Genomic DNA, 25,821 nt, shown 5'->3' with positions numbered 1-25,821 from the left:
CTACCCGGCCCGGACCCCCAACCCACACCTGTAGCCAGGGCCGGAGTGTCGCTAGTCCACCAGCTTGCCGAACAGATCCAGGTATCGATCGGCGATCTCCTGGGGCCCCTCGGCTTGGGCTGCGAATGATCTCCCCCGGCGTCCCATCTCGGCGAGGCCATCGCGGTCAGCGACCATTTCGGCCAATGCGGCGCAGAAGGCGTCGGAGTCGTCGGGGTCCACCGTGTGGCCGGCACCGGAGTCGGCCAGCAACCTCTCCACCTCGCTTCCCCGGTCCACGCTGGCCAGCACGGGGCGGCCTGCGGCCAGCACCGAGTACACCTTGGAGGGCACGCTGGTGGTGCCTAGCCCGGCTCGCAGGAGCACCAAGTGCAGATCGGCGGCTGCCAACACCTCTCCGAGACGCTCCGGCGGCTGCCAGCCCACCAGGTGCAGGTTGTCCAGCCGCTCGGCCGCGGCAGCCACCGTGGCACGGGCCACGCCGTCGCCGTTGACCACGAACTGCACGTCGGCCCGACCCTGGTCGGCAAAACGCTGGGCCGCAGCCACCACCATCTCCAGGGGCTGGGAATGGCCTAGGTTGCCGGCGTACATCACCACGGTGCTGTCGGCGTCCTTCAGCCCGAGATCGGCCCGATACGAATTGAGGCGATCCGCCGGCCTGATGCGCCCTGCGTCGGCTGTGTTGGGGATTACCACCACCTTGTCCGGGTCGACGCCGGAGCCCAGCTTGGCCCTCACGTTCTCAGCCATGCCCTCCGACAGAACAGTGACCGCCGCGGCCCGCCGGTACACCCAGCGCTCCAGTCGAGAGGCCGCAGCCGCCACTCGGGCGCGGCGCAGCACGCCGGTCTCCACCGCGGCGTCGGGAAAAACATCCTGCACGTTGAACACCAAAGGCGCCCTCCCCCGCCAGGCGGCCGCCCGCCCCGCAACGCCCAGGGTGATGGGGGGCGACATGGCGAACACCACATCGCAGCGGCCGGCCGCAATCGCAGCATCAATGCCGGCCAGCGCGGTGAACCCGGCAAACCCGGCCCCTCGGGCCATCAGCCGCCCCTTGTTGGAGGGAAACGGGTGCCAACGCCGGATTCGCCCCCACGGCTCCTCCTGGGAGCGGACCAGCCGCCCCTTCCAACCCTCGGCCACCGCGTGGTCCCGATACCACGGAAGGCTGGTGATGATCTCCACCCGGTGGCCGCGGGCCGTCCACTGTTCGCAAATGGAGGTCATCACCTCCCCCGTGGGGGCAGTGTCGGGCTCATAGTGCGGACAAAGCACCAGGATGGACAGCGGTTGCTCGCTCATCTACTCAGCGCCCCGCCCAGATACTGGCTGCGCCGACTCACTGTGCCGCCATCTGGCCGTACAAATCGCACAGCTCCGTTCCCGGATCGAACTCGGCCAACTCGCCAACCCGGAACGCCCCCGCCTCGCTCAAAGTCTGGCGGGCGCCGGAATCGCCCATAAGCTCGCCGATCGCCTCAGCCCACGATTCAGCGTCGTCGGGGTCCAGCAAGCGCCCCCCCGAACCCACCACCTCGGGCAGAGCTCCGGCATCGGCCGCCACCACCGGACAGCCCCGGGCCATGGCCTCCACCACCGGAAGGCCATATCCCTCGTACTTTGAGGGGAACACCACGGCCACGGCCTGTCGATACAAGCCGTCCAAGACGGCTCGAGGAATGCGACCCAACCGGTGCCACCGGCCTCCCACTCCGAGCTTGTCGGCAAGATGGTCGAGCTTGGCATCCAGCGGTCCGGGCCCTCCAGAAATAACCAAGGCCACGTCCACCCCGTCGGCGGCCAAACGGGCCAGGGCCCGCAGCAGCACCTCGTGGTTCTTGTGGGGGTAGGTCAACGCCGGATACAGCACGAACGGGCTGGCCAAGTCGGGCGCCGCCGCGGCCAGGGGCATGTCCGAGTCAGCCGAGGAGGTGTCGACAGGAGCGGGAACGACGGCGACTCGCTGGGGATCCACCTTCAAGCGCTCCACCAGGCGGCGGCGGCAGAACTCGCTCACGGTGACGATCGTCTCGGCTCGGCGTGCCGACCACGGCAGCATCACTCGAAGGTACAGCCGCTTGACCAAGCCGAAGCGCTTGGGATGGTCCAAGGGCTGCAAGTCGTGAATGGTCACCACCGCGGGCTTCACGCCCACAAAGGGAACAGTGCCCCCGAAGTGGTGGACCACATCCAGATTGCGCCGACGGCATTGGGCGGCCAGCCAGGTGTTCTCGATGAGAATCCGAAGCGGTCGCAGACTTCCCACCCGCGGCGTCACCACCTCGTGGCGCTCGGCCAGCCCCCGATGGGCCCTGGCAAACCCCCGAGGCGCGAACAAGGTCAGCCGCACCGGCGCATCCGGCGGAATGGCCGATAGCAGCCTCACCGCATAGTCCTCAGAACCTCCCACTCGGCCCGGTCGCAACCACAGCAGGTTCACGCCAACGGAGACGGTGTGGTTCTCAAGCCCCGTCGAGTCCATCAATCCACGACCTCTTGGTAGACGTCGAGGAGCCCCCGAGCGGTGCGCTGCCAGGTGAACTCGGCCCTGGCCCGCTCCCGGCCCCGCTGTCCCAAACGGAAGGCCTCTTCGGGGCTGTCGAGCAACCCGGCCAGCGCATCGGCGATTGCCTGCGGTCGAAGGGGGTCCACCAGCACCCCGGCCGCACCGGCCACTTCCGCGGTGGCCCCCGTCGCCGAGGTGATCACCGGCGTCTCTTGCACCATCGCCTCCAGCACCGGCAAGCCGAAGCCCTCGGTCAGGCTCGGATAGCACACCACCGCGGCGGCCCGCATCAGCGCCCGCTTGTCAGCCTCGGACACAAACCCCAGTCGCCGGATCGAAGTCGGCAGATCATCGTTCAAGTTCGACTTCCACCCCGCCGGGCCGGCTAATACCAACTGTTCGGCGGAACGGTCCAGCGTCTGCCACGCCTCCAGCAATCCGCTGAGGTTCTTGCGGGGCTCCGCGGTTCCCACCCAAAGCACGAACCTCTCGGCCAGGCCAAACCGCTGTCGCGCCCCCTCGGCTTCCTGAGGCGGCGCGAGACAGTCGTCGACCCAGTACGGGACTATGCGCACCCTGTCCGAGCCTATTCCCGCTTTCAGGCAGTCATCCGCGGTGTGTTGCGACGGGCACACCACGATGTCGGCGTCGTTTCGGGCCAGTTCCAGCGACTGCTCGAAAAACCTCACGCCTCGCGCCGTGAAGTGATCGGGATGGCGCAGAAATGCCAGGTCGTTGACCGTCACCACCAGCGGGGCGGTCCGGGGGGGCACCGCCATTCCGGTGGCGTGGATTGCGTCTACTGGTCCGGTTGCCCGCTGTATTGGGGGCCGCCGCATCTTGTGCCAGCAGCGATACAGGGCGGCCCGGGGCAATCGAAGCTGGGCCACGGGCACGCTGGGAATGAACGGCTCTTCAGGAGGATTCCGGTGCCAGGCCGAGACGCCCACCGTCTCGGGCGGCGCGGCCAGGCGCCCGAGGGCTTCCACACATCCCAGTGCTGCGGTTGCCGTCCCCCCCGGCACTGTATGCCAGCACTGCTCCAGGGTGATTGCCACTCTCACTACACCGATTCTGTCAGCGCCGCGCCAACAAATTCAGTCCACCGGGAAACGCTGCCGCCGACCAAGCAGATCTATTGGCTCGCGACCACCACAGGAGGCCCCGCGTCTCCTAGTGTGTAAACCGATGAGCAGCTTCTGGGAGGGAAAGCGGGTTCTGATCACCGGAGGCACCGGATTCTTGGGCCAAGCAGTATGCCGACTGCTCAACCAGGCAGAACCTGCACTGATGGCCGCCCCCTCCAGCGCCGACTACAACCTGTGCGGCGCCGACGATGCTCGGAGGCTCTTGGCCGACACCCAGCCCGACGTGGTCATCCATCTGGCCGCCCGGGTGGGAGGCATCGGGGCCAACCAGGAGCGTCCTGCCGACCTCTACCTTGACAACCTGCTCATGGGCACCAACATCATCGAGCAGTGCCGACTTGCGGGTACCGACCGGCTGGTTGTCGTCGGCACCATCTGCTCCTATCCCAAATTCACGAAGGTACCATTTGCGGAGGACTCCCTCTGGAATGGGTACCCCGAGGAGACCAACGCTCCCTACGGGATCGCCAAGCTGGCCCAACTCGTACAGCTTCAGGCCAATCGGGAACAGCACGGCCAGCAGGGCATCTACCTGATGCCCACCAACCTGTACGGTCCCGGAGACAAGTTCCACCCGTCGGTCTCCCATGTCATTCCCGCCCTCATGAAGAAGTGCGTTGACGCGGTGGATGCGGGGGACGACAGCATCCAGGTTTGGGGAACCGGCACGGCCAGCCGGGAGTTCCTTTACGTGGACGACGCGGCCCAGGGCATCCTGCTGGCTGCCGAGCACTATCTAGGGGCAGAGCCGGTAAACCTGGGGGCCAACCAGGAGATCGCGGTCAAGGAACTGGTTGAGGACATAGCCGAGGTCACCGGATTCGCCGGCCGGATCGAGTGGGATTCGTCCCGGCCCGACGGTCAACCCCGCCGCTGCGTCGATCCCAGCCGAGCCAAGGAGCTGTTCGGGTTCACAGCCTCCACCCCGTTCGCCGAAGGACTGCTCCGCACCTACCAGTGGTACTTGGCCAACCGTCAGGAAGCCGAATCTCGAGGGCTTTCCGCCACTCCGGAATAGTCAGCGCCCACCACCAACTCCACATCAGCCCCTTCGATCTCGGCCACCAATTCGAGCAGCGGCGGGGGCTCAAGGTATCGGGCCAGCGTCTCTGCCTCATTTTCTGCCGCCTCGGTATAGCGCACGGCGGTTCTGGCCACATCAAACCGGTCGGCATTGCCTCGGTCGACCACGGAGAAACCGGCCCGCTCCAAAGCCGCTTCCACCCCGGCGACGGTGCCCGAGCTTGTGCCGTTCAACAACCGCACCCGCACGCCGGCCAGGCTCCCGGCCTGGAAGAACTCCAGCAATGGCTGGGCTTCCTCCTCCAGCAACAACAGCACCTGCTTGCCGTCGATTGTGGCGTCCACAACCGGAAGCCGGTAGCGCTCGATCTGGTCCACTTGGAATGATCGGAACTCGTCGCCCAGGTCCACGAGCTGTCCCACGGTGATGCGGTCGTCCAACGTGATGCTGGGATTGTCGTCGTCCAGCAGTTCGTTGGCCACCCTGCGCAGGTTGAGGGGGTTGCGGATGCCCTTCTCCACCGCCCGCTTGAGCGTGGCCACCATGAACTCCTGTTGGCGCTGATTGCGCTCCAGGTCATTCCACACGCCGAGCCGCACCCAATCGTCGTCGTTCGCCGGATTGCCCCCCTCTTTCAGCGTCAGCGGCCGACGGGTTCGCACATAGGCCAGTGCGGTGTCGGGATCGAGGGTGATCACGCCGGACTGCTCGATTCGCAGCCCCAGCGAGTCATCCCGAATGGGTTGGGCAATCTCCACCGGCACCCCGTCGACGGCATTCACAATTCGCAGAAACCCCGCGAAGTTGATCTCCACGTAGTGGTGGACGGGCACTCCCAGGAACTCCGACACCGTCTCGATCAAGGTTCCGGGTCCGCCGATGCCCCGAGCGGTGTTCACCCGCTCGCTCCATCCCCTGCCGGCTATGGGCACCCAGAGGTCGCGGGGAATCGACAGCATGGCCACCCGGTCGGCCTCGGGGTCAATGCGCACCAGGATCACCGAGTCGGTCAGCAGGGTGTTCACGTCCCGATCGATGTGGATGGGACTGTCGGGGTCGATTCCCGCCGCGTTGTCGATCCCCACCAAGAGAAAGTTCAGGGCCTCAGAAGGGCCGACTGCTTCGGGGTCAACCGACGTTCCCACCAAGTCCAAAGACAACCCCACCGACACCCGGGGTATCTGGCTGACCTGGGATTTCACTATGCCCAATCCGGCTGCCCCACCCACCGCGGCCACAAACACCAGCAGACCGGCCAATACCACCAGCAGCTGCCTCCAGGTTCGCTTGCGTGCTCTTCGCCTGCGCATCATCACCCGCCAGTGTAAGAGCGTGCGCCCCCTTCAAAGACGCGGCCCGCCGCGTTTAGAGAATCCGATTCGCCACGGCAAATTTCGCCGACTTGATAGCCTGCACGCCTGTATGACGGATGGGGGGAGTTGGTGTCGGTGAGTGAGGCCGTTTGGGATCCGGCGATTGACCCGGTGCTGTGCTCGCCGTATCACCGGCCTGATCTGCACTGGTCGCTCGACGACACCGGACGGGCCGAGCGGGGCCAGCCGCCAGTAATGGGCCGCCGCCTGCCGATACGCATAAGCGTCCCCGAAGACCAGAAGTCAGGTCAACAGCAGACACTCCATCTGGAAGACCGCAAGGTTAATCAGACAGTGGAGATGGTGCGAGACGAAGTGGACCGGTGGCGTGACGACGGCTACCCGGGCACTACCGCCGCCACCCGGCGGCTCTTACACCACTGGACCGATCCTCAGGCCATGATTCACCGTCTGTTCTTCGCCCAAGTAGAGGCGGCGGAAACGCTCATCTGGCTGAGGGAAGTAGCCACCCGCCAGAATCCGATCCGGCGGGAGTTGGAGGCCGAGGCCCGCAAGCACAACGACGGGATAGTGCGGCTGTGCGCCAAGATGGCCACCGGCACGGGCAAGACGGCGGTGATGGGCATGGTGATCGCCTGGCAGACCCTGAACGCGGCCCGATCAACCCGCACCCGCAACATCATGCATACCGACCGGTTCGTCGTGTTCGCCCCCGGTCACACTGTGCGGGAACGGCTCGGGGTGCTCCTACCCTCGGACCCAAACAACGTGTACGACGACATGGGCATTGTCCCCCACGACATGCGCCAAGACCTGAACCGGGCCAAAGTGCGGGTGGTGAACTTCCAGGCCTTCACCCAGAAAGACCTGATAAACGACGGGCCAGCCCGTAAGTTGCTGGGCAAGGGCCGGGGCGACGATGTGGAGTCGTGGGAAGCGGCGGTGGGGCGGGTGCTGGGCGATCTCATTGCCGGTGCGGAGCGCAGTGGAGTGTGCGTGATAAACGACGAGGCCCACCACTGCTATCTGCCCCCAGAGCGAAAGCGGGCCAAGGCCGATCAAGACGAGGACCGGCGGGCCGCGGTGTGGTTCAACGCCATCCGGGCGCTACGAGATATGGGAGTGCTGGGCCGGGTAGACGCTGGACTCGGCCAGGCCCATCCGGTGCTGGACTTCTCAGCCACGCCATTGTGGATCGACACCGCCAGCAAGTCCGAACCCGAGCAGTTCCAGTGGGTGGCCTCCGACTTCGGCCTGATGGATGCCATCGAATCGGGTTTGGTGAAGGTGCCCCGAGTGCCCATCGACGACGACAGCACCCGAGATGAAACCGTATGGCGCCGGCTGCACCAGAACACCCAGCCCAAGAAGCTGCCCGAATGGTTTGCAGCCCCCGACAACGCCGGACGCCTTCCCGAAGCCCTTGGCGGGGCCGTGGCCGCGGTGATCGAAGACTGGAAGCGCACATTGAAGGTCTGGCAGGGCGATACGGAGAGAGAGAGAGAGAGAGAGAGAGAGAGAGAGGAATCAGCCCACACCTCCAGTCGTCATCTTCGTGGTGGACAACATCCGCAACGCCACTGCGCTCTACGAGCACCTCGCCGGGAAGATCGATGCCGACGGTACCGCCCGACCCGGCGCGTACGCGGAGCTGTCCAATGTCGACGAGCACGGCAACTGGCATAGCTCACCCCGAACCCTCGTCGTCCACAGCAAGGTAGCCGAGGGCGACACGATCCCCGACTCGCTGAAGACCCTGCTGGTGCGGACCGCGGGGCTCGACAGCAAAAAGGACGCCGAGGCCGCGGTGCGGGAGATGCTCAACACCGTGGGCAAGCCAGGCCAGCCCGGCGCCGACGTTCGTTGCGTGGTGTCGGTTGCCATGCTCACTGAAGGATGGGACGCCCGCACTGTGACCCACATCGTGGGTTTTCGGGCCTTCAGCACCCAGCTCCTGTGCGAGCAGGTCACTGGGCGAGCGCTGCGCCGTACCTCCTACGACGCGCTGCGCGACACCGACGACGGCCGCCAACTCCTCGAGGCCGAGTACGCCGATGTGGTGGGCATCCCCTTCGAGTTCATGCCCGGCGCGGGCCAGCCTAACGTCGCCCCCAAGCCGCCCAAACCCCGCACCCGAGTCCACACTCTGGAAGGCCGCCGTGATCACCGCGTTGCCTGGCCCCAGGTCACCGAGTATGTGCGGACCGCTCCCCAAGGCCGGTTCGCCCTAGAACTCAACCGGGTGAAGCCGTGGAGGCCCAAGCCGCAGACGACGCCCACCACCACCGCGTTGCAGGGAACGGTGGGCGAGGAGACGATCCTCAGCTCACTGGCCGATGGTGAGCGACAGCGAACTGCCCAAATGTGGTTGGCCTCTGAAATCGCCAGTCATCTGACCATCGGCAACCACAATCGCGACTCCGCTGGCAACCCGGCCGAGGAACGCCAGCAGGGTCGAGCCTCGTTGTTCCGCTCCGCGCTGGCCGCGGTAGGCCAATGGGCGGCCCACCCCAACGTGGTCGGCGATCCCGCCACAGAGGTCTACGACTTACGACCGGTGGTGGCCGATCCCGCCAACCGGCTCGAGGCCGCCGAGGCCATCCTGGATGCCTGCGACTTCGGTGCCGAGCAGGAATCCCCCCGGCGGGCCCGACTGGCCCAGCCCGCCATCTTCGACACCGCCAGGGTGGATTTCGAAACCACCTTGGCCCACATCCACGAAACCCGCCACTCCGAGTTGTCCCACGCCGCGTGCCATTCCAACCTGGAACTGCTTTGCGCCGAGGCGCTCGACGCCGACCGCCGGGTCACGGCCTGGGCCCGCAACTTCCAACTGGGCTGGAGCATCCCCTATTGGGACGAAACCGTGTGGCGGCGCTATGAACCCGATTTCGTGGCCCGGCTCGAGGGGGGCGCGAACCTCATTTTGGAGTGCAAGGGCGCGTGGGACGACAAGGCCATCGCCGCCAAACACTGGACCGAGAATCACTGGATTCCGTGCGTGGCCGGCACCACTGAGCTTCCCGATGAGCTTCGGAGCTGGCACTACGGGGTGGTCGACGATGCTGGCTCGGTGCGCTACCAACTCGATTTGGCCATCAAGGCAGCCCTCAAGGAAGGAGCGACGTAGTGGCTCGACGATCCTCTGGTCCGCCCCGCCCACCGGGGGCGTACCGCCACGAGCAGGCGTCGCGGGTGTACCAGCCCACAGCCGAGACGGCACCGCTCATGGACGACTACCAACGCCAACCCAAGGAGTTCACCGTGACCCGTGTCGATACCGGACTGCCTGCGGACCAGGCGACCACCGACCGCGCCGCCCAGCCGACGCCCCGGCTGGCCTGGGACCGCCAAGGCCACACCTCAGCCGATGACGGCCCCCACCGCTTCGCGGGAACACCGCTGTACACGAGGGAAAAGATCAACCCGCTAACCATGATCGACCAGCTTCGCCGCCCCGACGCCGGGGTGCCGCTTAACCTGCTCGACGACTTCAACGGCCTGCCCGCCGATGCTCAGAAGTGGGAGTTCTACCAGCACTCCGGCCACTGGCAGAACCGCCTCATCCACGGCGACTCTGCTGAGGTGATGCAATCGCTCATCGCCCGCGACGCCCTAGCCGGACAAGTGCAGATGATCTACTTCGACCCACCCTACGGCATCAAATACAACTCCAACTTCATGACCGCCACCGACAAACTCGAAACCAAGAACGACGACACCGGCATCCCGGTGGGCGACACTCTGCCCATCAAGGCATTCCGGGACACCTACCGCAACGGCATCCACTCCTACCTCGACGAAATCCACGAGAGACTAGTGCTATTCCGCGAACTCTTGGCGGAGTCAGGTTCCTTGTTCTTGCAAATCGGAGATGACAACGTACACAGGCTTGCCGTGCTGTGTGATGAAGTGTTTGGAGAAGAGAATCGGGTGGCAACAATTACATGGAAGCCAACAGGTGGTTCATCAGCAAGAACACTTCCGGAGACAGCAAGTTACTTACTGTGGTATGCAAAAGATCGCGAGGTTCTAAAATATAGACAAATCTATGAACGTTTAACTCGCAAAGAAGTCTTAGATCTGTTCTCTTGGGCAGCTCTATTCGAATGCAGCGATGGGTCAGTGAGAAGTCTGTCACAAAATGAAAGAGCAGAACCTGACACCCACTTGCCCAAGGAGGGCAAGATTTTTCGAAGTATGCCTCTAACCTCTCAAGGGGCTTCAACAACTGGACGCACTTGCGAATATGAGTACGATGGGATAACATACCATTCTGGAAGCACGCGCCATTGGAGTGTGTCTACTCCTGAGGAGCAGACACACGCCACTGGGACGGAAGCACGCGCCATTGGAGTGAATTCGCCGCCTAACGGCGGCGAGGATGAAGTGTGTGGCCTCGATCGACTTGCCCAAATTGGCCGTTTGCATGGCAGTGGTGCTGGTGGACAACTGCACTGGAAGTGGTACGAAAGGGAAGTACCAGGAAGACGGATTGACAACATGTGGCCGAGTGTGATGTCCACTAGATTGACTAAACGCTACGTAGTTCAGACTGCTAATCCGGTCATCGAGCGCTGCATCCTCATGGCCACCGACCCCGGCGATCTTGTCCTTGATCCCACCTGTGGCTCCGGGGTCACACCGCATATGGCTGAGCATTGGGGACGGCGCTGGATCGGGATCGACGTCGGGCGGGTCTCCATCGCTGTGGCCCGTCGCCACCTGCTCACCGCGGTGCATCCCTGGTACCTCACCCGCGATGGGAGCAGCGATCCCGCCGCAGGGCTGGAGGTAGAGACTATGCAACGGGTCTCCGCGGCCACTTTGGCCTACAACACGGTACACGACCCCGAGAACACCATCTATCTGGTCGACCGACCCAGGGAGGACACCAAGCGTTCCCGGCTAACTGGGCCGTTCACGGTGGAGTCGGCATCGCCCTACGCCTACCTGCCGTTCAGCGAAGACCCGGCTGCGCAGGCCACCGACATTGGCGCTGCCGAAGGCCAGAATGCCGAGCGACTGCTCGAGGCGCTGATCGCCCATCCCATCTGCGATGCCTCGGGCCAAGAGGTATTGAGCGTGGTCGAGACCACCCCGTGGCCCCGCGGCCTACTGGTATCGCACGAGGCCGACTGCACCGCACCGGGTCGGGAGACCCGGCTCACCGCGGCCATCATGCTGGCCGCCTCCGATGTCACGGTGAGCGCCGAGATGATCGCCCGAGCCGCCAGCGAGGCTCGGCGAGCCCGCCACGACATCTCCGACCTCATCATCGTGGCCGGCGCCTTCGAGGACGCGACTAGCGCCGATGCCGGTGCGGTGCGGGTCCATAAGGTGGCCGCGTCGCGCGACCTGCAAATCCCCGGTCTCGGCACCGAGCCCGACGCCGGTGCGCTCACGCTTTTGGGCGAGCCCGACGTGTTCTGCGAGCGCGACCGCGAGGGCAATCTGGTGGTGGAACTGGCGGGCTACGACACCTACGACCCCTCCACTGGGCGGGTCAAGCAGTCGAGCGGCGCCGATGTGGACTGCTGGATGGTCGACACCGATCACGACGGCACCGGCTTCTTCCCCCGCCTGGTGTACCTGACCGGCTACAAACGGGGCGACCCCCAGATCAAGCGGCTGCTCAAGTCGCTCGGAAAAAACCTCGACAAAACAGCCGAGGAAGCCCTGTGCGGCACCGTGTCGCAGCCCTTCCCCCCGCCCCGCCCTGGCAACAACGTGGCCGTCAAGATCATCACCCGCACCGGTGCCGAGATGACCGCCATTGCTGAATTGCCCCTCAGATAGGGAGTCGAGCTGACAGAAACGTCATTGTGGTTGATGTTGCTGTTGTTGAATAATTTCTAAGATTTTTTCTGTTTTTCCACGATATTCAGAGGGTTGTTGTCACTGGTTGTTGATATGCTTACAGCCATGAGATTTGCCCCTGACCAGGCCGAATGCACCGAGGCCGCTGATACCGCTGGAGGCGGTTGCGGGGCGGCGGTGTGCGTCAGCGCTGTGGACGTTGCCGGTCTCTCGGAAGAAGGTCTACGGGGGCGGATCAGTCTGATCGGCCAGGCCGAGTCGATGCTGGCAGCGATGAAGTCACGGGCCATCGCGGAGGCAACCCGGCGCTCCAGTGCGGTCAACGCGGAGCGAATCGTCTGCGAAGAGCTGCGATCTTCCAAGCGCAACGCCCGCCACGATGTGCGAAACGCTGAGCGCTTGTCCAAGCTGCCGGCCGCCAGCGAGGCATTGGCCGCAGGCGAGATCACCGAGCCCCACGCCCGGCTGATCGCCCGGGCCTCCTCTGAGGGGCCGATCGACGAGCAGGTGCTCGTGGACGCGGCCAAGACCGAGCGGATCGACGATTTCTCCAAGACCATGCGCCGCCACCAACAGGAAATGTCCGGCGACGACGGGATGGCCATCCTCGAGGCCCAGCGAAACAGGCGCACCTCGCGGATGTTCAAGAGCGCCGACACCGGCATGTTCGTATGGAACGCAGAGTTCGACCCGACCACTGGTCAGCATATAGCCGCAGTCGTGGCTGAGAAAGAACGCGAACTGTGGCGCCAAGAAGACCCCAAGACTCGCCGCACTCCCCAACAGCGCATGGCCGATGCGCTAGCCGAGCTGATCTTGGAGCCCGAGAAGGGCAAGGCCAAGGGTATCGCCCTGGTGCTGGTAGCCGACTACGACGCCACCAACCGGGAACTGGTCAACGCCAGGTTCTCCGACGGCACACCACTGCCCATGCAAGAACTGGTGCGGCTCGCCCTCAAAGCCGACATCTTCCCCGCCATATTCGACGCCAAGACCCAGAACCTCTGGCTCGGGCGCACACGCCGCACCGCCACCGACGCCCAGCGCATCGCCCTGACGATCCGCGACCAGGGCTGCATCGGCTGCGGCGCCGCCCCCAACCGCTGCTTCTCCCACCACATCAAGTTCTGGAGAAACGGAGGGACCACCGACTACCCCAACCTCGTGCTGGTCTGCAACGACTGCCATCACGACATCCACGACCACGGCTACCAGACCACCCAAGACCCCGACACCGGCCGATGGCAAACCCAACCCCCACCCGACCCATTCCCCGACACCGGAACAACCAACTGGCAGCCCGCTCACGTCAACTCGGTTCTGCTGAACTGAGAGGTAAGAGAAATCAGCCCTCCGCCAGTGGGAGTTGCTTACATGAAGTTCTGCGCCAAAAAGACGCCCCACACGCTTAGCAAGAAGGCCACCAGAGTGCCGTAGTGAAGGCGGGCCTGCTTGGCCAGCGCCGACTCTACAAAGGCCCGCAATCCGGCAATTTCGACGTGCACCCCGGCGAAACCCGACTCTACAAAGGCCCGCAATCCGGCCATCTCTGTCGAGTATTCGGTCCGCAATTCAGCCATCTCAGCCCGCAATCCGGCACCGAGTACCTCCAAGTCGGCCTTGGTGGCCAATTGGTCGCGGCCCTCAGGCAGAACACACCCCATCAGGGTCTCCGTTGCATCCCTGCCAATTGCGTCCTGCAACCTGCCCACCAACTCCATCCGCTCAATCTCGCTCACCGGCATCGATCTCTCCCTCTCGCTCAAGCAATTTGAAAGGGCAGCCATTGAAGCCGGCGCCGAAAGCTCCCTCACCATAACCGGGGCCAATCCCCTACACAACCCTGAACAAGGCAAAGGACGAGACAACTGGAGCAAATGCTCAAGTACACTGCACCCGATGGAGATGGCGGCTATTGCCGTGGTGGGACATCACCTGTGTTCCCGGCTGGTTGACGTCACCGACGATTTGGGTGCCCTGGAGTCAACCGGTTTCTGGGCTGTGGCCATCGATTTCCACGGCAAGGCAGTGTGCGCCCGATTCGACTCCGTGCGTCCCGCTCGCCCTTGGAGGGGCCGTCCTTGGAAGGGCCTCCCCGCCGACTCCTGGACCAGCTCGCTGGATCAGGCCGGCTTCACATCCGGGGTGTCGGAGATCCGGGACATGATTGCCGCCGGTAACGTTTACCAGGTAAACCTCACCCGCCGACTGAGCGCGCCGCTCATCGATCCCGACACCGACATCGCCGCGCTGGGGGCGGCGCTGGCCGAGGGCAACCCCGCCCCCTACGCTGCCGTGCTGCGGCTGCCCGACTACGGCGTTCACATCGCCTCAGCCTCACCCGAGCGGTTCTTGGAGCGCAATGGGCAGTGGGTGAAGTCGTCGCCCATCAAGGGCACCGCAGCGGAACCGTCGGGGCTGACGCCAAAAGACCAGGCTGAAAACCTGATGATCGTCGACCTGGTGCGCAACGATCTTGGGCGGGTGTGCGACTACGGCACGGTGAGCGTGCCCGCCCTGTTCTCCCTGGAACACCATCCCGGACTCGTACACTTGGTGAGCACCGTTCGGGGACGGATGGCCGCTGGCTGCGGTTGGCCGGAGCTGATCGACGCCACCTTCCCCCCGGGGTCGGTCACCGGCGCCCCCAAGCTGGCCGCCCTTGACGCCATCGATGCCCTGGAGTCCCAGCCCCGAGGGGTGTATTGCGGCGCGGTGGGCTGGGTGGACGCCGATCGCCAGCGGGGCGATCTGAACGTGGCCATCCGCACCCTCTGGATCGAAGACGAGCACTTACACCTGGGAACCGGCGGGGGCATCACTTTTGACAGCGACCCCGAAGACGAGTGGCGCGAAACCGAACTGAAGGCCAAGCGGCTCCTAGCCGTGGCCACCGGGGAATACATCGCGATATGACGGAGATGCCGACGCCCGCTGAGGCTTCGCCACAGGCCCGCACCGTATGGATCAACGGGGCGCTGTTGCCCGAAGACGAGGCCCGGATCTCACCCTTCGACCACGGTTGGCTGGTGGGCGACGCCGTGTTCGAGACCCTGATCATCGTGCGGGGAATGCCGTTCGCCGCTCGCCGCCACCTGGAGAGGCTGGCCTACTCGGCCAAGCACTTGGGCGTCACCGTGCCCGATACCGAGGTGCTGCGGGATGCCATGATCGCGGTGGCCGCCGCCAACGGCCTCCAGGAGGGTCGGCTGCGGGTCACCGTTAGCAGCGGCACCGGTCCGTTGGGCAGCAACCGCGGCGACAGCCCGCCCACCGCGACGGTGGCCGCCACCCCCCAGGCCCCTTGGCCGGCCACCATCGCAGTGGCCACCGTCGACTGGACCATCAACGAGCGCAGTCCCCTGGCCGGCCTCAAGACTGTGTCTTATGGTGCCAATGTGCGGGCGCTCGCTGAGGCCGTAGACACCGGGGCCAGCGAGGCAATCTTCGCCAACACCCAAGGCCAATTGTGCGAGGGCACCGGCAGCAACGTGTTCCTCGCCTATGAAGGCCGACTGATCACACCCTCACTGGCCTCAGGATGCTTGGCCGGGGTAACCCGCCAGCTCGTGATCGAACTCACCGGCGCACTTGAGAAAGATGTGCCGCTCGAGGCGCTGGCCTCGGCCGACGAGGCGTTTCTCACCTCCACCACCCGCGACGTTCACCCCATCCACGCCGTCGACGGCCACCCTCTTCCCTCTGCTCCCGGCCCCCTCACCCAAGCCGCGGCCCAAGCGTTCGCCCACCTCAAGGCGACTCAGATTGATCCCTGAGATGCACAACATCTCCAACCACTACCCTTCTCCCACCCTCTAGAAGCAACCCACCCCGATCGTCCACATCCTCGGCCAATCCTTCCAGCACCCTCCCGTCACCCAGCTCAACCGAAACCCGGCGACCAAGAGTGGCCGACTCCCGACGGGCCGCATCAACCATCTCCGCTTGCCCGGAGGCCGCCTCGATCCGATCCATCCAGTGGGCGAACCCCGTCAGCACTGCGACCAGGAGCTCTCGGCGGTCAACGGCTGAACCGCACACATCCTCCAGAGCGACCGCGGTGCCGACAACCTCGGATGGCGCTGCTCCAGTCCGCACATTGAGGCCCATACCCACGACCACGGCCTCGAGCCTGTCCCCGGTCACCACCGACTCGGCCAGCACTCCGGCCAGCTTGCGATCTTCCACCACCAAGTCGTTGGGCCACTTCAAGCCGGGCCGTACCCCGGCCAGCGAGTCGCAAGCCTCCAGCGCGCCCAAAGCCAGCGCGGTGGTCACCAGATGAGCCGCCGCGACGGGAATTTCGGGCCTGGTCAACACCGAGAACAAAAGGCTCGACTCCGGTGCCGCATCCCAGGTCCTACCCCGGCGCCCTCGCCCTGCGCTCTGATAGTCGGCCACCAGAACTCGGTTTGTCTCTGAGCCTTGGCGGGCCGCAGCCAAGAGATCGGCATTGGTCGAGCCGGTTTCGGATACCCATTCCACCTGATAACCGGCAACCTCGTTCATGTCCACGCGCCAAACTCCAATCTGTCGAACCGCCATTATTCGCGTGCTTGAGAACCCGTCTGCCACCATATTGCCGTGTTGTCCAAGGTGCTGATCGCAAACCGGGGGGAGATCGCTGTTCGAGTGATCCGGGCCTGCCGGGAGTTGGGCATCGCCACGGTGGCGGTGTACTCCGACCTCGACCGCAGCGCCCTCCATGTGCGGATGGCCGATGAGGCCCACGCGCTGGGCGGTCAAACCGCGGCCGAGAGCTACCTCAACACCGAGGCCATCCTCGATGTGATCGAGCGCACCGGGGCCGACGGCGTCCACCCCGGCTACGGCTTCTTCTCCGAGAACGCTGACTTCGCCCGGGCCATCACTGCCCAGGGCGTGGCGTTCATCGGCCCCAACCCCGAGGCAATCGAGGTCATGGGCGACAAGATCTCTGCCCGCCAGGCCGCCGAGCGGGTCGGGGTGAGCGGAGTTCCCGGCACCACCGACCTCATCACCGACCCCGACCAGGTCAGGGCCTTCGGAGATGAGCACGGCTACCCTGTGGCCATCAAGGCGGCCTACGGCGGCGGCGGCCGGGGCATGAAGGTGGTGGCCGACGAGAGCGTGGTGGAGGAGGCCATCGAGTCGGCCCAGCGGGAGGCCCTCAGCTATTTCGGGCGCGACGAGATCTACATGGAGCGCTATCTGGAGAAACCTCGCCACGTTGAGGTGCAGGTTCTGGCCGACAGCCACGGCAATTGCGTATATCTCGGCACCCGCGACTGCTCAGCCCAGCGCCGCCATCAGAAGCTGATCGAGGAGGCCCCCGCGGCCGGCATCGACCCCGAAGTCCTGGCCGCCATGGGCGAGGCCGCGGTAAAGGTGGCCCAGGGCTGCGACTACGTGAACGCCGGCACGGTGGAGTTCCTGTATGAGGACGGCCAGTTCTATTACTTGGAGATGAACACCCGCCTCCAAGTGGAGCATCCGGCCACCGAGCTCGTCACCGGGATCGACCTGGTAGAGCAACAGATCAAGGTGGCCTCCGGCGAGCCCCTGCCGTTCACCCAGGACGAAATCGAGATATCCGGCCACGCCATCGAAGTGCGCATCAACGCCGAGGACCCCGCCGAGGGCGCCTTCCTGCCGTCACCGGGGCCGATCACCGGCCTGCGGGCGCCCAGCGGGTACGGAACCCGTTGGGACGGGGGGTACGAGGCCGGAGATGAGATCAGCCAGTTCTACGACAATCTGGTGGGCAAGCTGATCTGCTGGGGCCGAGATCGGCCCACTGCCATTGCCCGCACCCTGCGGGCCCTCGACGAGCTGGAAGTGAGCGGGGTGGCCACCACCATTCCCGCCGACAAGGCCATCCTGGCCCACCCCGATTTCGCCGCCCTCACCCACTCCACCAAGTGGGTGGAGGAGACGCTCGACCTGACCGGAGTCAAGAGCGCCCCGGCCAGCCCCCCCTCCGACACCGAGCCCCTGGTACAGCGGGACATCGACGTGGAGGTCAACGGACAGCGCTACTCGGTGAGGATGTGGGTTCCCGAAACCGCTCCAGCCGCCGTCGCTTCCGGGCCGAGCGGAGCCAAACGCCCCAAGCGAGCCGCGGCCAGCAAGAGCGGAGGCAGCGGCGGGAGCGGCGACGTCATCGTTCCCATGCAGGGAACCATCGTGAAGGTCATGGTGGCCGAGGGCGACACAGTGGAAGCCGGTGATCCCATCGTCGTGCTCGAAGCCATGAAGATGGAGAACAACGTGTGCGCCGAGAAGTCAGGCACGGTGACCGAGATCAAGGTGGCCGAGGGAGATTCGGTGGGTGGTGGCGACGTGGTGGCAGTCATCGAATAGACACCGCTCTGCGCCGGCTGTCAGCCCGGCCAGCCCCCCGGTAGCATCGAACAAGCTCATGGCCGATCCCCAACCGCACTCACAGGCCAGCACCTCGATCATCATTCCCAGCGCCGGCCAACGCCTGCCCGGTGCTGAGACATCGATGCTGAACCGCTGTCTGGACACTCTGGCCCAACTCGAGCCCTTGCCCAAGGAAGTGATCGTGGTGGTGGGCGATGAGTTCCAGGGTGAGCAGCCCCGGCCATCACTCCGGTCAGCGAACAGCCTGCCAGTAGAGGTCATACACCGGGGCCCGGGAACCTTCGACTTCTCCAGGGCCGTCAACTGCGGGCTGTTGGCCAGCAGCGGGAAGCTTATTCTGATGCTCAACGATGACATCGAGGCAGAAACCACCGATTGGCTGGTCCAAATGGCCGCTCATCTCGACGATCCCACCATCGGTGCCGTCGGGGCAACCTTGCTGTATCCCGACCGGTCGATTCAGCACATCGGCATAGAGATCGGAGACGCCCAGCCCATTCACTCGTTCCGGGGATGTCAGCTATCTGAAGCCGCCGCGGCCGGGGCCGATGTGGCCCACGATGTGATCAGCGTTACCGGGGCCTGCCTGCTCGCCCGACGCAGTGACGTGCTGACCGTTGGGGGGATGTCGCTAGAGTTTCCTGCTTCCTACGGCGACATCGATTTGTGCCTCCGGCTTCTCCGATCGGGCTTGCGAGTAGTGGTGGAGCCCGCTGCCACCCTGATACACCACGAGAGCGCCAGCCGGGCACCGGTGATCGAGCCTTGGGAATGGGAGAGGTTCATCGCCCGCTGGGGCGAGGACGCCAGCTCTTGGCACCTCCCCGTCAATTCTGCGACTGGCCACCACTACGATTCACCCATGGTCGCAGACCTGGTCGACAGTGAGGATCACGAGCAGATCCGCCACGAGATTCTCAGCCTGCGCGAAAGAGCCTTGGGCGCCGAAACGCGCAGCCAGCAGCTCGCCGACCGCGTCGCCAATCAAGACGACAGAATTGCCGAGCTAGAAGAACGGGTTGACGAGCGGAACACCCTTATCGAGGAGTGGAAGGACCGCGTCGCTGAGCGGGACACCCGCATAGCCGAGCGAGACGTCCGCATAGCCGAGCGAGATGCCCGCATCGCCGAACGGGACATACGCATAGCCGAAAAGGATGCCCGCGCCGCCGAGCAAGACGCCCGCATCGCCGAATTGGAGGCCGAGAACCTCCGCCTGCGTGAGGACCTTGGCCGATCGGCCATCTTCCGGCTCGCTCGGAGGCTCGCTCGGAGACCACGCCGAGATGAACGAGATGAGTAGGCCCTAATTGGTCGACACGAAGCGGATCAGCGCGGAATTCGAGGCCGAGGCCGACAATCGGCGCCGACAAGACAGCGAAATCGCTCTGCTCGAACTCGAAACCGAGCAGGTCTGGGCCGACTTGTCTCCTTCCGGAGGCTCCTTCGATGTGCTCAGCCACGACGGCCACCTTCTCGACCAAACTGCGAGTCTGGCCGCACTCGACCCCCAGGTGCCCATCGGGTCGCGCCGTGGCCTTCGGGGCATCAAGTGGGCAATTCGCAAGCTGACTTACTGGTACGTCCGATTCTTGACCGACCAATTCAACCTGTTCGCCGGAGTGCTGATCCGGCATCTGCGCAGCCTTGAAGCCCGCCTGGGCCGCTTGGAGGATGCCGCCGGTCTTCCCATCGACCAGTCTGTTCCTGCTGGATGGGGCATTCTCGATGATCCCCCCGAGCCGTCGGCCGAAGTTGTCGCTCAAGTGGCCGGGCTTGCGGGGTCGGAGCCGTGCCTGGTGCTCTCCGCGGGACAAGGAGCCCTCGTTGAGGCCATTGGCGACCGGGGCATGCGCACCTATGGCGTCGAACAAGATCCCGACCGAGTGTTCACCGGACTCAACCGTCGAATCGACGTCCGAACCGGCGACGTGCTCGCCCACTTGGTGGGCTCCGAAGACGGGGAATTCGGAACGATCGTGCTCACCGGCATGGTTGAGAACCTCCCGCTGAAGGACCTGATCGGGATGATCAACCAGGCCAGCTTGAAGCTGAAGGGTGCCGGCCGGATCATCGTGGCCGTGGCCGATCCAACATCCCGGAGCCAGGTCGAGTCGGAGCTGGGATCGGGTCTGGGCATCTCACCGCTCACCTGGCGACACCTGCTGGAGCGCGCCGGCTTCGACGCCCGGCTTGAGCCCTGCGCCGACTCCCGCATCAGCCAGATAGTCGTGGCCCGCCGCACGGCAAACTCCGCGAACGACTCCGAACCGAGCGAAACATGAGCCCGGCTACGGCAAACTCCTCGAACGACTCCGAACCGAGCGAAGCATGAGCCCGGCTACGGCAAACTCCTCGAACGACTCCGAACCGAGCGAAGCATGAGCCCGGCTACGGCAAACTCCTCGAACGACTCCGAACCGAGCGAAGCATGAGCCCGGCTACGGCAAACTCCTCGAACGACTCCGAACCGAGCGAAGCATGAGCCCGGCTACGGCAAACTCCTCGAACGACTCCGAACCGAGCGAAGCATGAGCCCGGCTGTCGACATACTGATTCCCCAGATGGCCTCCGCCGACGCCACCAGCAACCACACGCGGCTCATTCAGGAAATACTCGAGAAAAAGGGCTACGAAGTTCGCATCGTCGTCGAGCGGAGAACCCGAGCAGACAGCAGCACAATCCCAATTGAGCGGTGGAAGGGCGATGCGCGAGTCTCGATTCTCCAGCACTCCATCGGCTCAGAAGTCGCTCAGGGCGCGATCCGCAACAAATCTCCCATCGTGCTGAACTACCACAACATCACACCGGCGAGTTACTTCCGGGCCTGGCAGCCCGAACTGGCCAGGAGCGTCGAGCGGGGACGACAGCAGCTCAGCCAACTGGCGCCGCTCACCCGCCGGGGCATAGCCGACTCTGAATTCAATGCCCGAGAGTTGAGGGACTTGGGCATCAACGACGTGGTGGTCTCCCCTGTGCTCTGGCAGTTGGGCGGCCGTGTCGGCCAACTCGACCAGGGCGAATCGGGGGTCTCCGAGGACGGCGGCACCGTGCTGTTCGTGGGGCGGCTGGCCCCCAACAAGTGCCAGCACGACCTCATCGCCGCTTTCGCAGTGCTGTCCCGCTTCCGGCCCCTGTCGAGGCTCGTGCTGGTTGGCGACGCCTCTCCTCCTCAATACCTGCTCTCCCTGAAGAGCCTTGCTCGCCGGCTCGGCGTGCATGGTCGAGTGGTCTTTGCCGGCAAAGTCTCCGACAAAGACCTGCTCCAGTGGTATCAGCTCTCGGATGTGCTCGCCTGCGCGTCGGAGCACGAGGGATTCGGGGTGCCCCTGGTGGAGGCCATGGCCAACGGCCTGCCCGTGGTGGCCTACGACGCCGCCGCAGTGGCCGAGACGGTGAACGGGGCGGGCATCGTGCTCAGCGACAAGCGGCCAGCGACGATGGCTACGGCCCTAGACCGAGTCTTGGAAGACGAGCAGCTGAGGAATGGCCTGCGGGACCGGGGCATCAAGGCGGCCCAGCGATTCGATATCTCGGTCACGCGCCAGCAGATGTGGATCGCGCTCAAGGACTTGGTCGAAGCCCGGGATTGAACTGGCCAAGAGCCTCAGCGGTTGCGGATGCCTTGAATCAGCTTGGCGACCCTGTTGTGGATTCGCTCTCGCCAGGCCACCCGGGCCAAGCGTTCTCGGGCCTCGGCGACTTCGGCCTGAAGCTCTGCCAGTTGAGCCTCGGCACGAGCGAAGCGGGCTTGAGCCTCCTCTAGGCTCGCGGCCGTCTCATGCTGCTCAGTCAGCTGGGCAATCAGCTCCTGCTGCCGATGCACCAAATGCTCCATGCGCCGGTACGGAGCCAGGGACGATCCCAACAGGTCCAAACGGGAGCGGCTGCCGACATCGTGCAGCTCGGCCAACCTCGCCGCCGGCTGGCGGTACACCCGACGCACCAGTTCGTCTTCCGCCTGCCTCCACCGCCTCATCAGCTCATCGTCGATGTCCTCGCCGATCAAGGTGCCGAGATGGGCCACGAGGCGGTCGTTGCTCCAGGTCACCGGCCAGGGCAGATGGCAGCGAGCGCTCAACATGGCCGAGACCGTCTTCCAAAGCCCCCTGACCACGGCCAACCGGACATCCACTCCCCCGGCCGTTAGCCATTCCCGATCCACGAACTGGAGGCCGTCCTCGGTGACCACGAAGTTGTCCGGCCCAGCATCCAACCAGTCGGGGGGCAGCACCCATTTGGCATCGGCGGGCAGATAGGGATGGGGCGCGGCAACCAAGTCAATGGGTGTCTCGTGAGCTGCTAGCGCCGCCCGCCACGCCCTCAACAGCCTGGCGATCTCGTCGGTATTGCCTTCCCGGGCAGAGTCCAGCAGGCACTGCTCGAGATTTCGACCGGCGAAATAGTCCTCCTCGGCCACTTCGGCTTGCCCCAGCCACTCTTCGAAATCAGAGACCCCGGCTTGTGCCATGAGGCGGCGTTTCACGACCAGCCCTTGGTCCGAATCAACGACAACTGCTTGCTGCCTCCACCGCTGTCGTCGATCAGGAGCCACCCGCCACGCCAGGGACTGCCCATCGACTCGGGCCTCCACTGATTGGGGACTCCGACCAGCTACCACCAAGAATGAGTTGGCCATATCGGGTCCCAGTCCGGCCGCAAGCAGCGTCCGGTGGGCGGCCCTCTCGTCGGCAACCAAGACGGGACGGAAGTACTCACTGCTCGTGGGCTGGCCCACAATCTGGTCCACCATGTCGACACCGTCGGGCCGATCGTAAATCTCCTCGGCCAACACCGCGGTGGGCAGCTTGTAGTCGGGAAACGGGTAGAGCCACCTCTGGGCCGCCAACCCGGCGTCAGTCAGCATCCCGGCCAGCTCCCGTCGAGACCAGGTGGTGGGCTCCCCGTCGCGATAGCCCTCCCATCCCACCCACGGCAGCCCCAGGTGGTCTTCGGGAAAGCCCAGCAGATACTTGAGTCCGAGGCGGTTCTCAATGGCCAGCACCAACGCACCGTCCGGGGCCAGGGCATCGACTACTCGGGCGAGAAGGGCTTCTGGCCCCTCTCCCCCACCATGGCCGGTGCTGGCATATTCCAGCACTCCCACCAATAGAACCACGTCGTAGGCCCCGCGTCCGTCGTCTCCCAACCCTTCGAGCGGTCCACAGAGCACTCGAACGCCTTCCATTCCGGCACAGCGATGGGCGATCAGCTCCGCCCGGACTGCGCTGCCCTCCACCGCAGTCACCGCCGCCCCCCGGTCGGCGCAGATCCGGGTGTTGACACCTGAGCCTGCCCCCACGTCCAGCACCCGGTCATCCGGTCCGATGGCGACCGGGGCCAAGAGCACAGCCCGCTCAGGAGCCAGGTGATAGGCAGTGGGCCAGTCGCGTACCGCCGACGCCAGTTCATCCGACCCCACCCGGCGATCCTCAACCGTTCGGAATAGGGTCAACAGCTCAGCCTCAGCCCCATCGGCATAGGGAAGCGGTTTACCAATTGAGTTGATTGGCAAGGGCTCAAAGGACATTCCAGCTCGCCTCAGACTCCGGACCGCCAGTCGCCCTCCAGATTCAACAGTCCATTGGCCTGAGGGTCGGGCTCGCCGGAGATCTGAAGCCAAAACTCCCGGGCTCGACGGTCATAGAGGAACGAAGCGTCCGAATCCTGCACCGCGGCGTTGACATGGAACGCGCCGGAGCGGAACGGAATGCGGGACAAGCGAAACTCCACCCATCCCTCACCGTCTACCTTGCCAGGTCGAAATCCGTCGGCATGGGAGCGGGGGCCGGCCAGGTGAAGGTTGTTGTGGTCGTAGAACCCCAGTGAGAACACCGGGTCTTCAATCGGCTCCGAGGCGGAGTAGTGAATTCGCACCACCAGCGGGTCTCCCGAGGCGAATGACTTGGGCCGATGCCCGGCGTCATCGAAGAACTCCAGATTGGTGATGCGCAGCGGGGTCGCCTGCCCGGCGTCGGGACGGAGACGATGGCCTACCGAAGCAGCTCCCTCGGTGTCGATGGTGTCGAGATAGGCGTTGATCACGTTTTGCGGGTCGCCCTCAGCCGCCAGAAGGCCCCGGTTCAGCCACGCCATCTGATCGCAGTTGGCCCGCAGCAGGCCCAGATCGTGGCTGACCAGCACGATGGTCACCCCTTGGGACCGCAACGACTCCAGGTGGCTGAAGCACCGGAGCTGGAATTCCTCGTCGCCCACGGCGACCACCTCGTCGACGATGAGGATCTCGGGGTCGACGTGGACGGCAACGGCAAAGCCCAGCCTCACGTACATGCCGCTGGAGTAGATCTTCACGGGGCTGTCGATGAACTCTTCCAACCCCGCAAACTCGACGATCTGCTCCACTCGGTCGTCAATCTGCGATTTCGGCACTCCCAGCACCGAGGCGTTGAGATAGATGTTCTCCCGACCGCTCAGTGCGGGGTGGAATCCCGCCCCCAGCTCCAAAAGGGCCGAAGTCCGGCCCTTGACCTCGACCCGGCCCTCGGTAGGCCGGTAAATCCCGGCCATGACCCGCAACAGGGTGGACTTGCCCGATCCGTTGCGTCCGACCAGTCCGTACATCGAGCCCCGGGGCACCTCCAAGCTGACGTCGCGAAGGGCCCAGAACGGCTCGCTGCGCACTCGCCGGAACGGTCGGCCCGATCCGGGACGCAGCCCCGTCCAAGCTTCCTTCAGGCTCAGGGGCCGGTCCAAAGTCAGCTGAAAGCGCTTGGACACACCATCGACCACCATCGCTTTCTCGCTCATCGCTCCACCACAGTTACAGCTCTTCGGCGATGTCGCGGGTTCGAGCCTTGAACATCAGCCAGCCCGCCGCGCCCACGGCCAGCGAGATGAGAGCCATGAGTCCCAATCGAAGCAGGCCAGGCCAGTCCAGCCCGTACAGAAGTTCGCGAGAGGCCTCGGTGAACTGGGACAGCGGATTCAGCCGGATGATGTCTCGCACCGGCAGCCCCATAGCCCGTTCGGGAATCAGCGACAGCGGGTAGACGATGGGGGTCACGTAGAAGAGGAATTGCAGGGCAATGGTGGACAGGTAGCCCACGTCGCGATAGCGCACATTCCATACGCTGAGCATCAGGCCGATCCCGAGGGCGAAGATCGAGAGAAGCAGCAGCAGAACCGGCCACAGCAGGAAAGTCCAACTCACGTTGGCCAGGCAGATGAAGATCAGCATCAGGATGGACGCCTCGATGACTGCTTGGAACAGCACTGTGAGCAGGGCGGCTACGGCCGGCGCCTCGGGCGGGAAGTACACCTTGCCCAGAAGCGACCCGAGGTCCAGTAGCGCATTCATTGCCCCGGTGATCACGCCGTAGAAGGCGTTCCACATGACCAGGGCGCAGAAGAGATAGAGGGCGAAGTTGTCGAAGCGGCCATTGCCGGCCCGAGGGGGGTCGAACTTCAACAGCACGCCGAACACCAGCGCGTAGATGGCCAGGGTGGCCGCGGGGTTGAGCATCGACCACAGCCAGCCCAGCACCGATCGCTTGTAGCGCGAGCCCAGCTCCCGCTGCACCAGACGGCCGATCAGCTCTCGGTAGCCCCAGATCTCCAGCGCGCTACCCCGGCCTGTCACCCCCTTCATAGCCATCC

The 25,821-nt window shown here is 64.8% G+C and carries 19 protein-coding genes; 10 read left to right on the top strand and 9 right to left on the bottom strand.

The genetic code is table 11. From position 1 onward, the window contains the following. Positions 1-51 precede the first annotated feature (51 nt). Genes OXG30_11250 through OXG30_11240 form a run of 3 tightly spaced genes read right to left on the bottom strand, consistent with a single transcriptional unit; the run spans position 52 to position 3,576 of the window. Entirely contained in the window at positions 52-1,308 is a 1,257-nt protein-coding gene (locus OXG30_11250; GenBank protein MCY4135470.1) for a glycosyltransferase family 4 protein, read from the bottom strand. A 37-nt stretch (positions 1,309-1,345) separates the two neighbouring features. Further along, complete coding sequence (locus OXG30_11245; protein ID MCY4135469.1) at positions 1,346-2,488, bottom strand: glycosyltransferase family 1 protein; 1,143 nt, start codon at positions 2,486-2,488, stop codon at positions 1,346-1,348. Next, the gene (locus tag OXG30_11240; protein ID MCY4135468.1) at positions 2,488-3,576 is read right to left on the bottom strand and encodes a glycosyltransferase family 1 protein; all 1,089 of its coding nucleotides are present in this window, start codon (positions 3,574-3,576) and stop codon (positions 2,488-2,490) included. The genes OXG30_11245 and OXG30_11240 overlap by 1 nt, the downstream gene beginning before the upstream one ends. Positions 3,577-3,700: 124 nt before the next feature. Between OXG30_11240 and OXG30_11235 the strand changes: the two genes are divergently transcribed. Then, positions 3,701-4,678, top strand: a complete 978-nt coding sequence (locus tag OXG30_11235) for a GDP-L-fucose synthase (GenBank protein MCY4135467.1) — start codon at positions 3,701-3,703, stop codon at positions 4,676-4,678. Here OXG30_11235 and OXG30_11230 read toward each other — a convergent pair. Then, entirely contained in the window at positions 4,636-5,997 is a 1,362-nt protein-coding gene (locus OXG30_11230) for an LCP family protein (protein ID MCY4135466.1), read from the bottom strand. The two genes, OXG30_11235 and OXG30_11230, sit on opposite strands and share 43 nt — an antisense overlap. 135 nt (positions 5,998-6,132) lie before the next feature. Here OXG30_11230 and OXG30_11225 point away from each other — a divergent pair, with 135 nt between their 5' ends. The 3 genes from OXG30_11225 to OXG30_11215 all read left to right on the top strand — a co-directional run bounded on the left by OXG30_11225 (position 6,133) and on the right by OXG30_11215 (position 13,170). Next, positions 6,133-7,704: a DEAD/DEAH box helicase family protein gene (locus OXG30_11225; GenBank protein ID MCY4135465.1), complete on the top strand. Its 1,572-nt coding sequence runs from the start codon at positions 6,133-6,135 to the stop codon at positions 7,702-7,704. 1,443 nt (positions 7,705-9,147) lie between these two features. Further along, on the top strand, positions 9,148-11,817 hold the full coding sequence (locus OXG30_11220) for a site-specific DNA-methyltransferase (protein ID MCY4135464.1): 2,670 nt from the start codon (positions 9,148-9,150) through the stop codon (positions 11,815-11,817). Between the two features lie 126 nt (positions 11,818-11,943). Then, the gene (locus OXG30_11215; protein MCY4135463.1) at positions 11,944-13,170 is read left to right on the top strand and encodes a DUF222 domain-containing protein; all 1,227 of its coding nucleotides are present in this window, start codon (positions 11,944-11,946) and stop codon (positions 13,168-13,170) included. Positions 13,171-13,208: 38 nt separating this feature from the next. Here the strand turns inward: OXG30_11215 and OXG30_11210 are convergent, their stop codons facing one another. Continuing rightward, on the bottom strand, positions 13,209-13,583 hold the full coding sequence (locus OXG30_11210; protein ID MCY4135462.1) for a hypothetical protein: 375 nt from the start codon (positions 13,581-13,583) through the stop codon (positions 13,209-13,211). A gap of 154 nt (positions 13,584-13,737) precedes the next feature. Here OXG30_11210 and OXG30_11205 point away from each other — a divergent pair, with 154 nt between their 5' ends. Both OXG30_11205 and OXG30_11200 read left to right on the top strand, forming a co-directional pair. After that, positions 13,738-14,754 carry an anthranilate synthase component I family protein gene (locus tag OXG30_11205; GenBank protein ID MCY4135461.1) on the top strand — a complete coding sequence of 339 codons (1,017 nt, stop codon included), beginning with the start codon at positions 13,738-13,740 and terminating at the stop codon, positions 14,752-14,754. Further along, positions 14,751-15,614 carry an aminotransferase class IV gene (locus OXG30_11200; GenBank protein ID MCY4135460.1) on the top strand — a complete coding sequence of 288 codons (864 nt, stop codon included), beginning with the start codon at positions 14,751-14,753 and terminating at the stop codon, positions 15,612-15,614. The genes OXG30_11205 and OXG30_11200 overlap by 4 nt, the downstream gene beginning before the upstream one ends. Here OXG30_11200 and OXG30_11195 read toward each other — a convergent pair. Further along, positions 15,589-16,347, bottom strand: a complete 759-nt coding sequence (locus OXG30_11195; GenBank protein ID MCY4135459.1) for a biotin--[acetyl-CoA-carboxylase] ligase — start codon at positions 16,345-16,347, stop codon at positions 15,589-15,591. The genes OXG30_11200 and OXG30_11195 overlap by 26 nt on opposite strands. A gap of 75 nt (positions 16,348-16,422) precedes the next feature. Between OXG30_11195 and OXG30_11190 the strand changes: the two genes are divergently transcribed. From OXG30_11190 to OXG30_11175, 4 genes are all read left to right on the top strand, one after another. Then, positions 16,423-18,180: an acetyl-CoA carboxylase biotin carboxylase subunit gene (locus tag OXG30_11190; GenBank protein MCY4135458.1), complete on the top strand. Its 1,758-nt coding sequence runs from the start codon at positions 16,423-16,425 to the stop codon at positions 18,178-18,180. A 58-nt stretch (positions 18,181-18,238) separates the two neighbouring features. Further along, a complete protein-coding gene (locus OXG30_11185; GenBank protein MCY4135457.1) occupies positions 18,239-19,507 on the top strand; it encodes a glycosyltransferase in 1,269 nt (422 codons plus the stop codon). Between the two features lie 7 nt (positions 19,508-19,514). Beyond that, positions 19,515-20,489, top strand: coding sequence for a hypothetical protein (locus OXG30_11180; GenBank protein MCY4135456.1), 975 nt, complete (start codon positions 19,515-19,517; stop codon positions 20,487-20,489). 246 nt (positions 20,490-20,735) lie between these two features. Then, on the top strand, positions 20,736-21,797 hold the full coding sequence (locus OXG30_11175; GenBank protein MCY4135455.1) for a glycosyltransferase family 4 protein: 1,062 nt from the start codon (positions 20,736-20,738) through the stop codon (positions 21,795-21,797). A gap of 14 nt (positions 21,798-21,811) precedes the next feature. Here the strand turns inward: OXG30_11175 and OXG30_11170 are convergent, their stop codons facing one another. From OXG30_11170 to OXG30_11160, 3 genes are read right to left on the bottom strand one after another with little or no spacing between them, the layout of a single operon-like run. Beyond that, positions 21,812-23,734 (bottom strand): methyltransferase domain-containing protein, encoded by a 1,923-nt coding sequence (locus OXG30_11170; protein ID MCY4135454.1) that lies wholly within the window; start codon positions 23,732-23,734, stop codon positions 21,812-21,814. An 11-nt stretch (positions 23,735-23,745) separates the two neighbouring features. Further along, entirely contained in the window at positions 23,746-24,972 is a 1,227-nt protein-coding gene (locus OXG30_11165; GenBank protein MCY4135453.1) for an ABC transporter ATP-binding protein, read from the bottom strand. Between the two features lie 13 nt (positions 24,973-24,985). Further along, a complete protein-coding gene (locus tag OXG30_11160) occupies positions 24,986-25,813 on the bottom strand; it encodes an ABC transporter permease (GenBank protein ID MCY4135452.1) in 828 nt (275 codons plus the stop codon). Positions 25,814-25,821 lie beyond the last annotated feature (8 nt).

It is taken from the genome of bacterium, from assembly GCA_026708015.1.
Classification (GTDB): Bacteria; Actinomycetota; Acidimicrobiia; order Acidimicrobiales; family Bin134; genus Poriferisocius.
This window is presented reverse-complemented; position numbering and strand designations above follow the sequence as displayed.

Coding starts and splice junctions, on each gene's coding strand:
- OXG30_11250 (MCY4135470.1), bottom strand. CDS start 1,308: ATGAGCGAGCAACCGCTGTCCATCCTGGTGCTTTGTCCGCACTATGAG.
- OXG30_11245 (MCY4135469.1), bottom strand. CDS start 2,488: ATGGACTCGACGGGGCTTGAGAACCACACCGTCTCCGTTGGCGTGAAC.
- OXG30_11235 (MCY4135467.1), top strand. CDS start 3,701: ATGAGCAGCTTCTGGGAGGGAAAGCGGGTTCTGATCACCGGAGGCACC.
- OXG30_11230 (MCY4135466.1), bottom strand. CDS start 5,997: ATGATGCGCAGGCGAAGAGCACGCAAGCGAACCTGGAGGCAGCTGCTG.
- OXG30_11215 (MCY4135463.1), top strand. CDS start 11,944: ATGAGATTTGCCCCTGACCAGGCCGAATGCACCGAGGCCGCTGATACC.
- OXG30_11210 (MCY4135462.1), bottom strand. CDS start 13,583: ATGCCGGTGAGCGAGATTGAGCGGATGGAGTTGGTGGGCAGGTTGCAG.
- OXG30_11205 (MCY4135461.1), top strand. CDS start 13,738: ATGGAGATGGCGGCTATTGCCGTGGTGGGACATCACCTGTGTTCCCGG.
- OXG30_11200 (MCY4135460.1), top strand. CDS start 14,751: ATGACGGAGATGCCGACGCCCGCTGAGGCTTCGCCACAGGCCCGCACC.
- OXG30_11195 (MCY4135459.1), bottom strand. CDS start 16,347: ATGAACGAGGTTGCCGGTTATCAGGTGGAATGGGTATCCGAAACCGGC.
- OXG30_11185 (MCY4135457.1), top strand. CDS start 18,239: ATGGCCGATCCCCAACCGCACTCACAGGCCAGCACCTCGATCATCATT.
- OXG30_11175 (MCY4135455.1), top strand. CDS start 20,736: ATGAGCCCGGCTGTCGACATACTGATTCCCCAGATGGCCTCCGCCGAC.
- OXG30_11170 (MCY4135454.1), bottom strand. CDS start 23,734: ATGTCCTTTGAGCCCTTGCCAATCAACTCAATTGGTAAACCGCTTCCC.
- OXG30_11165 (MCY4135453.1), bottom strand. CDS start 24,972: ATGAGCGAGAAAGCGATGGTGGTCGATGGTGTGTCCAAGCGCTTTCAG.
- OXG30_11160 (MCY4135452.1), bottom strand. CDS start 25,813: ATGAAGGGGGTGACAGGCCGGGGTAGCGCGCTGGAGATCTGGGGCTAC.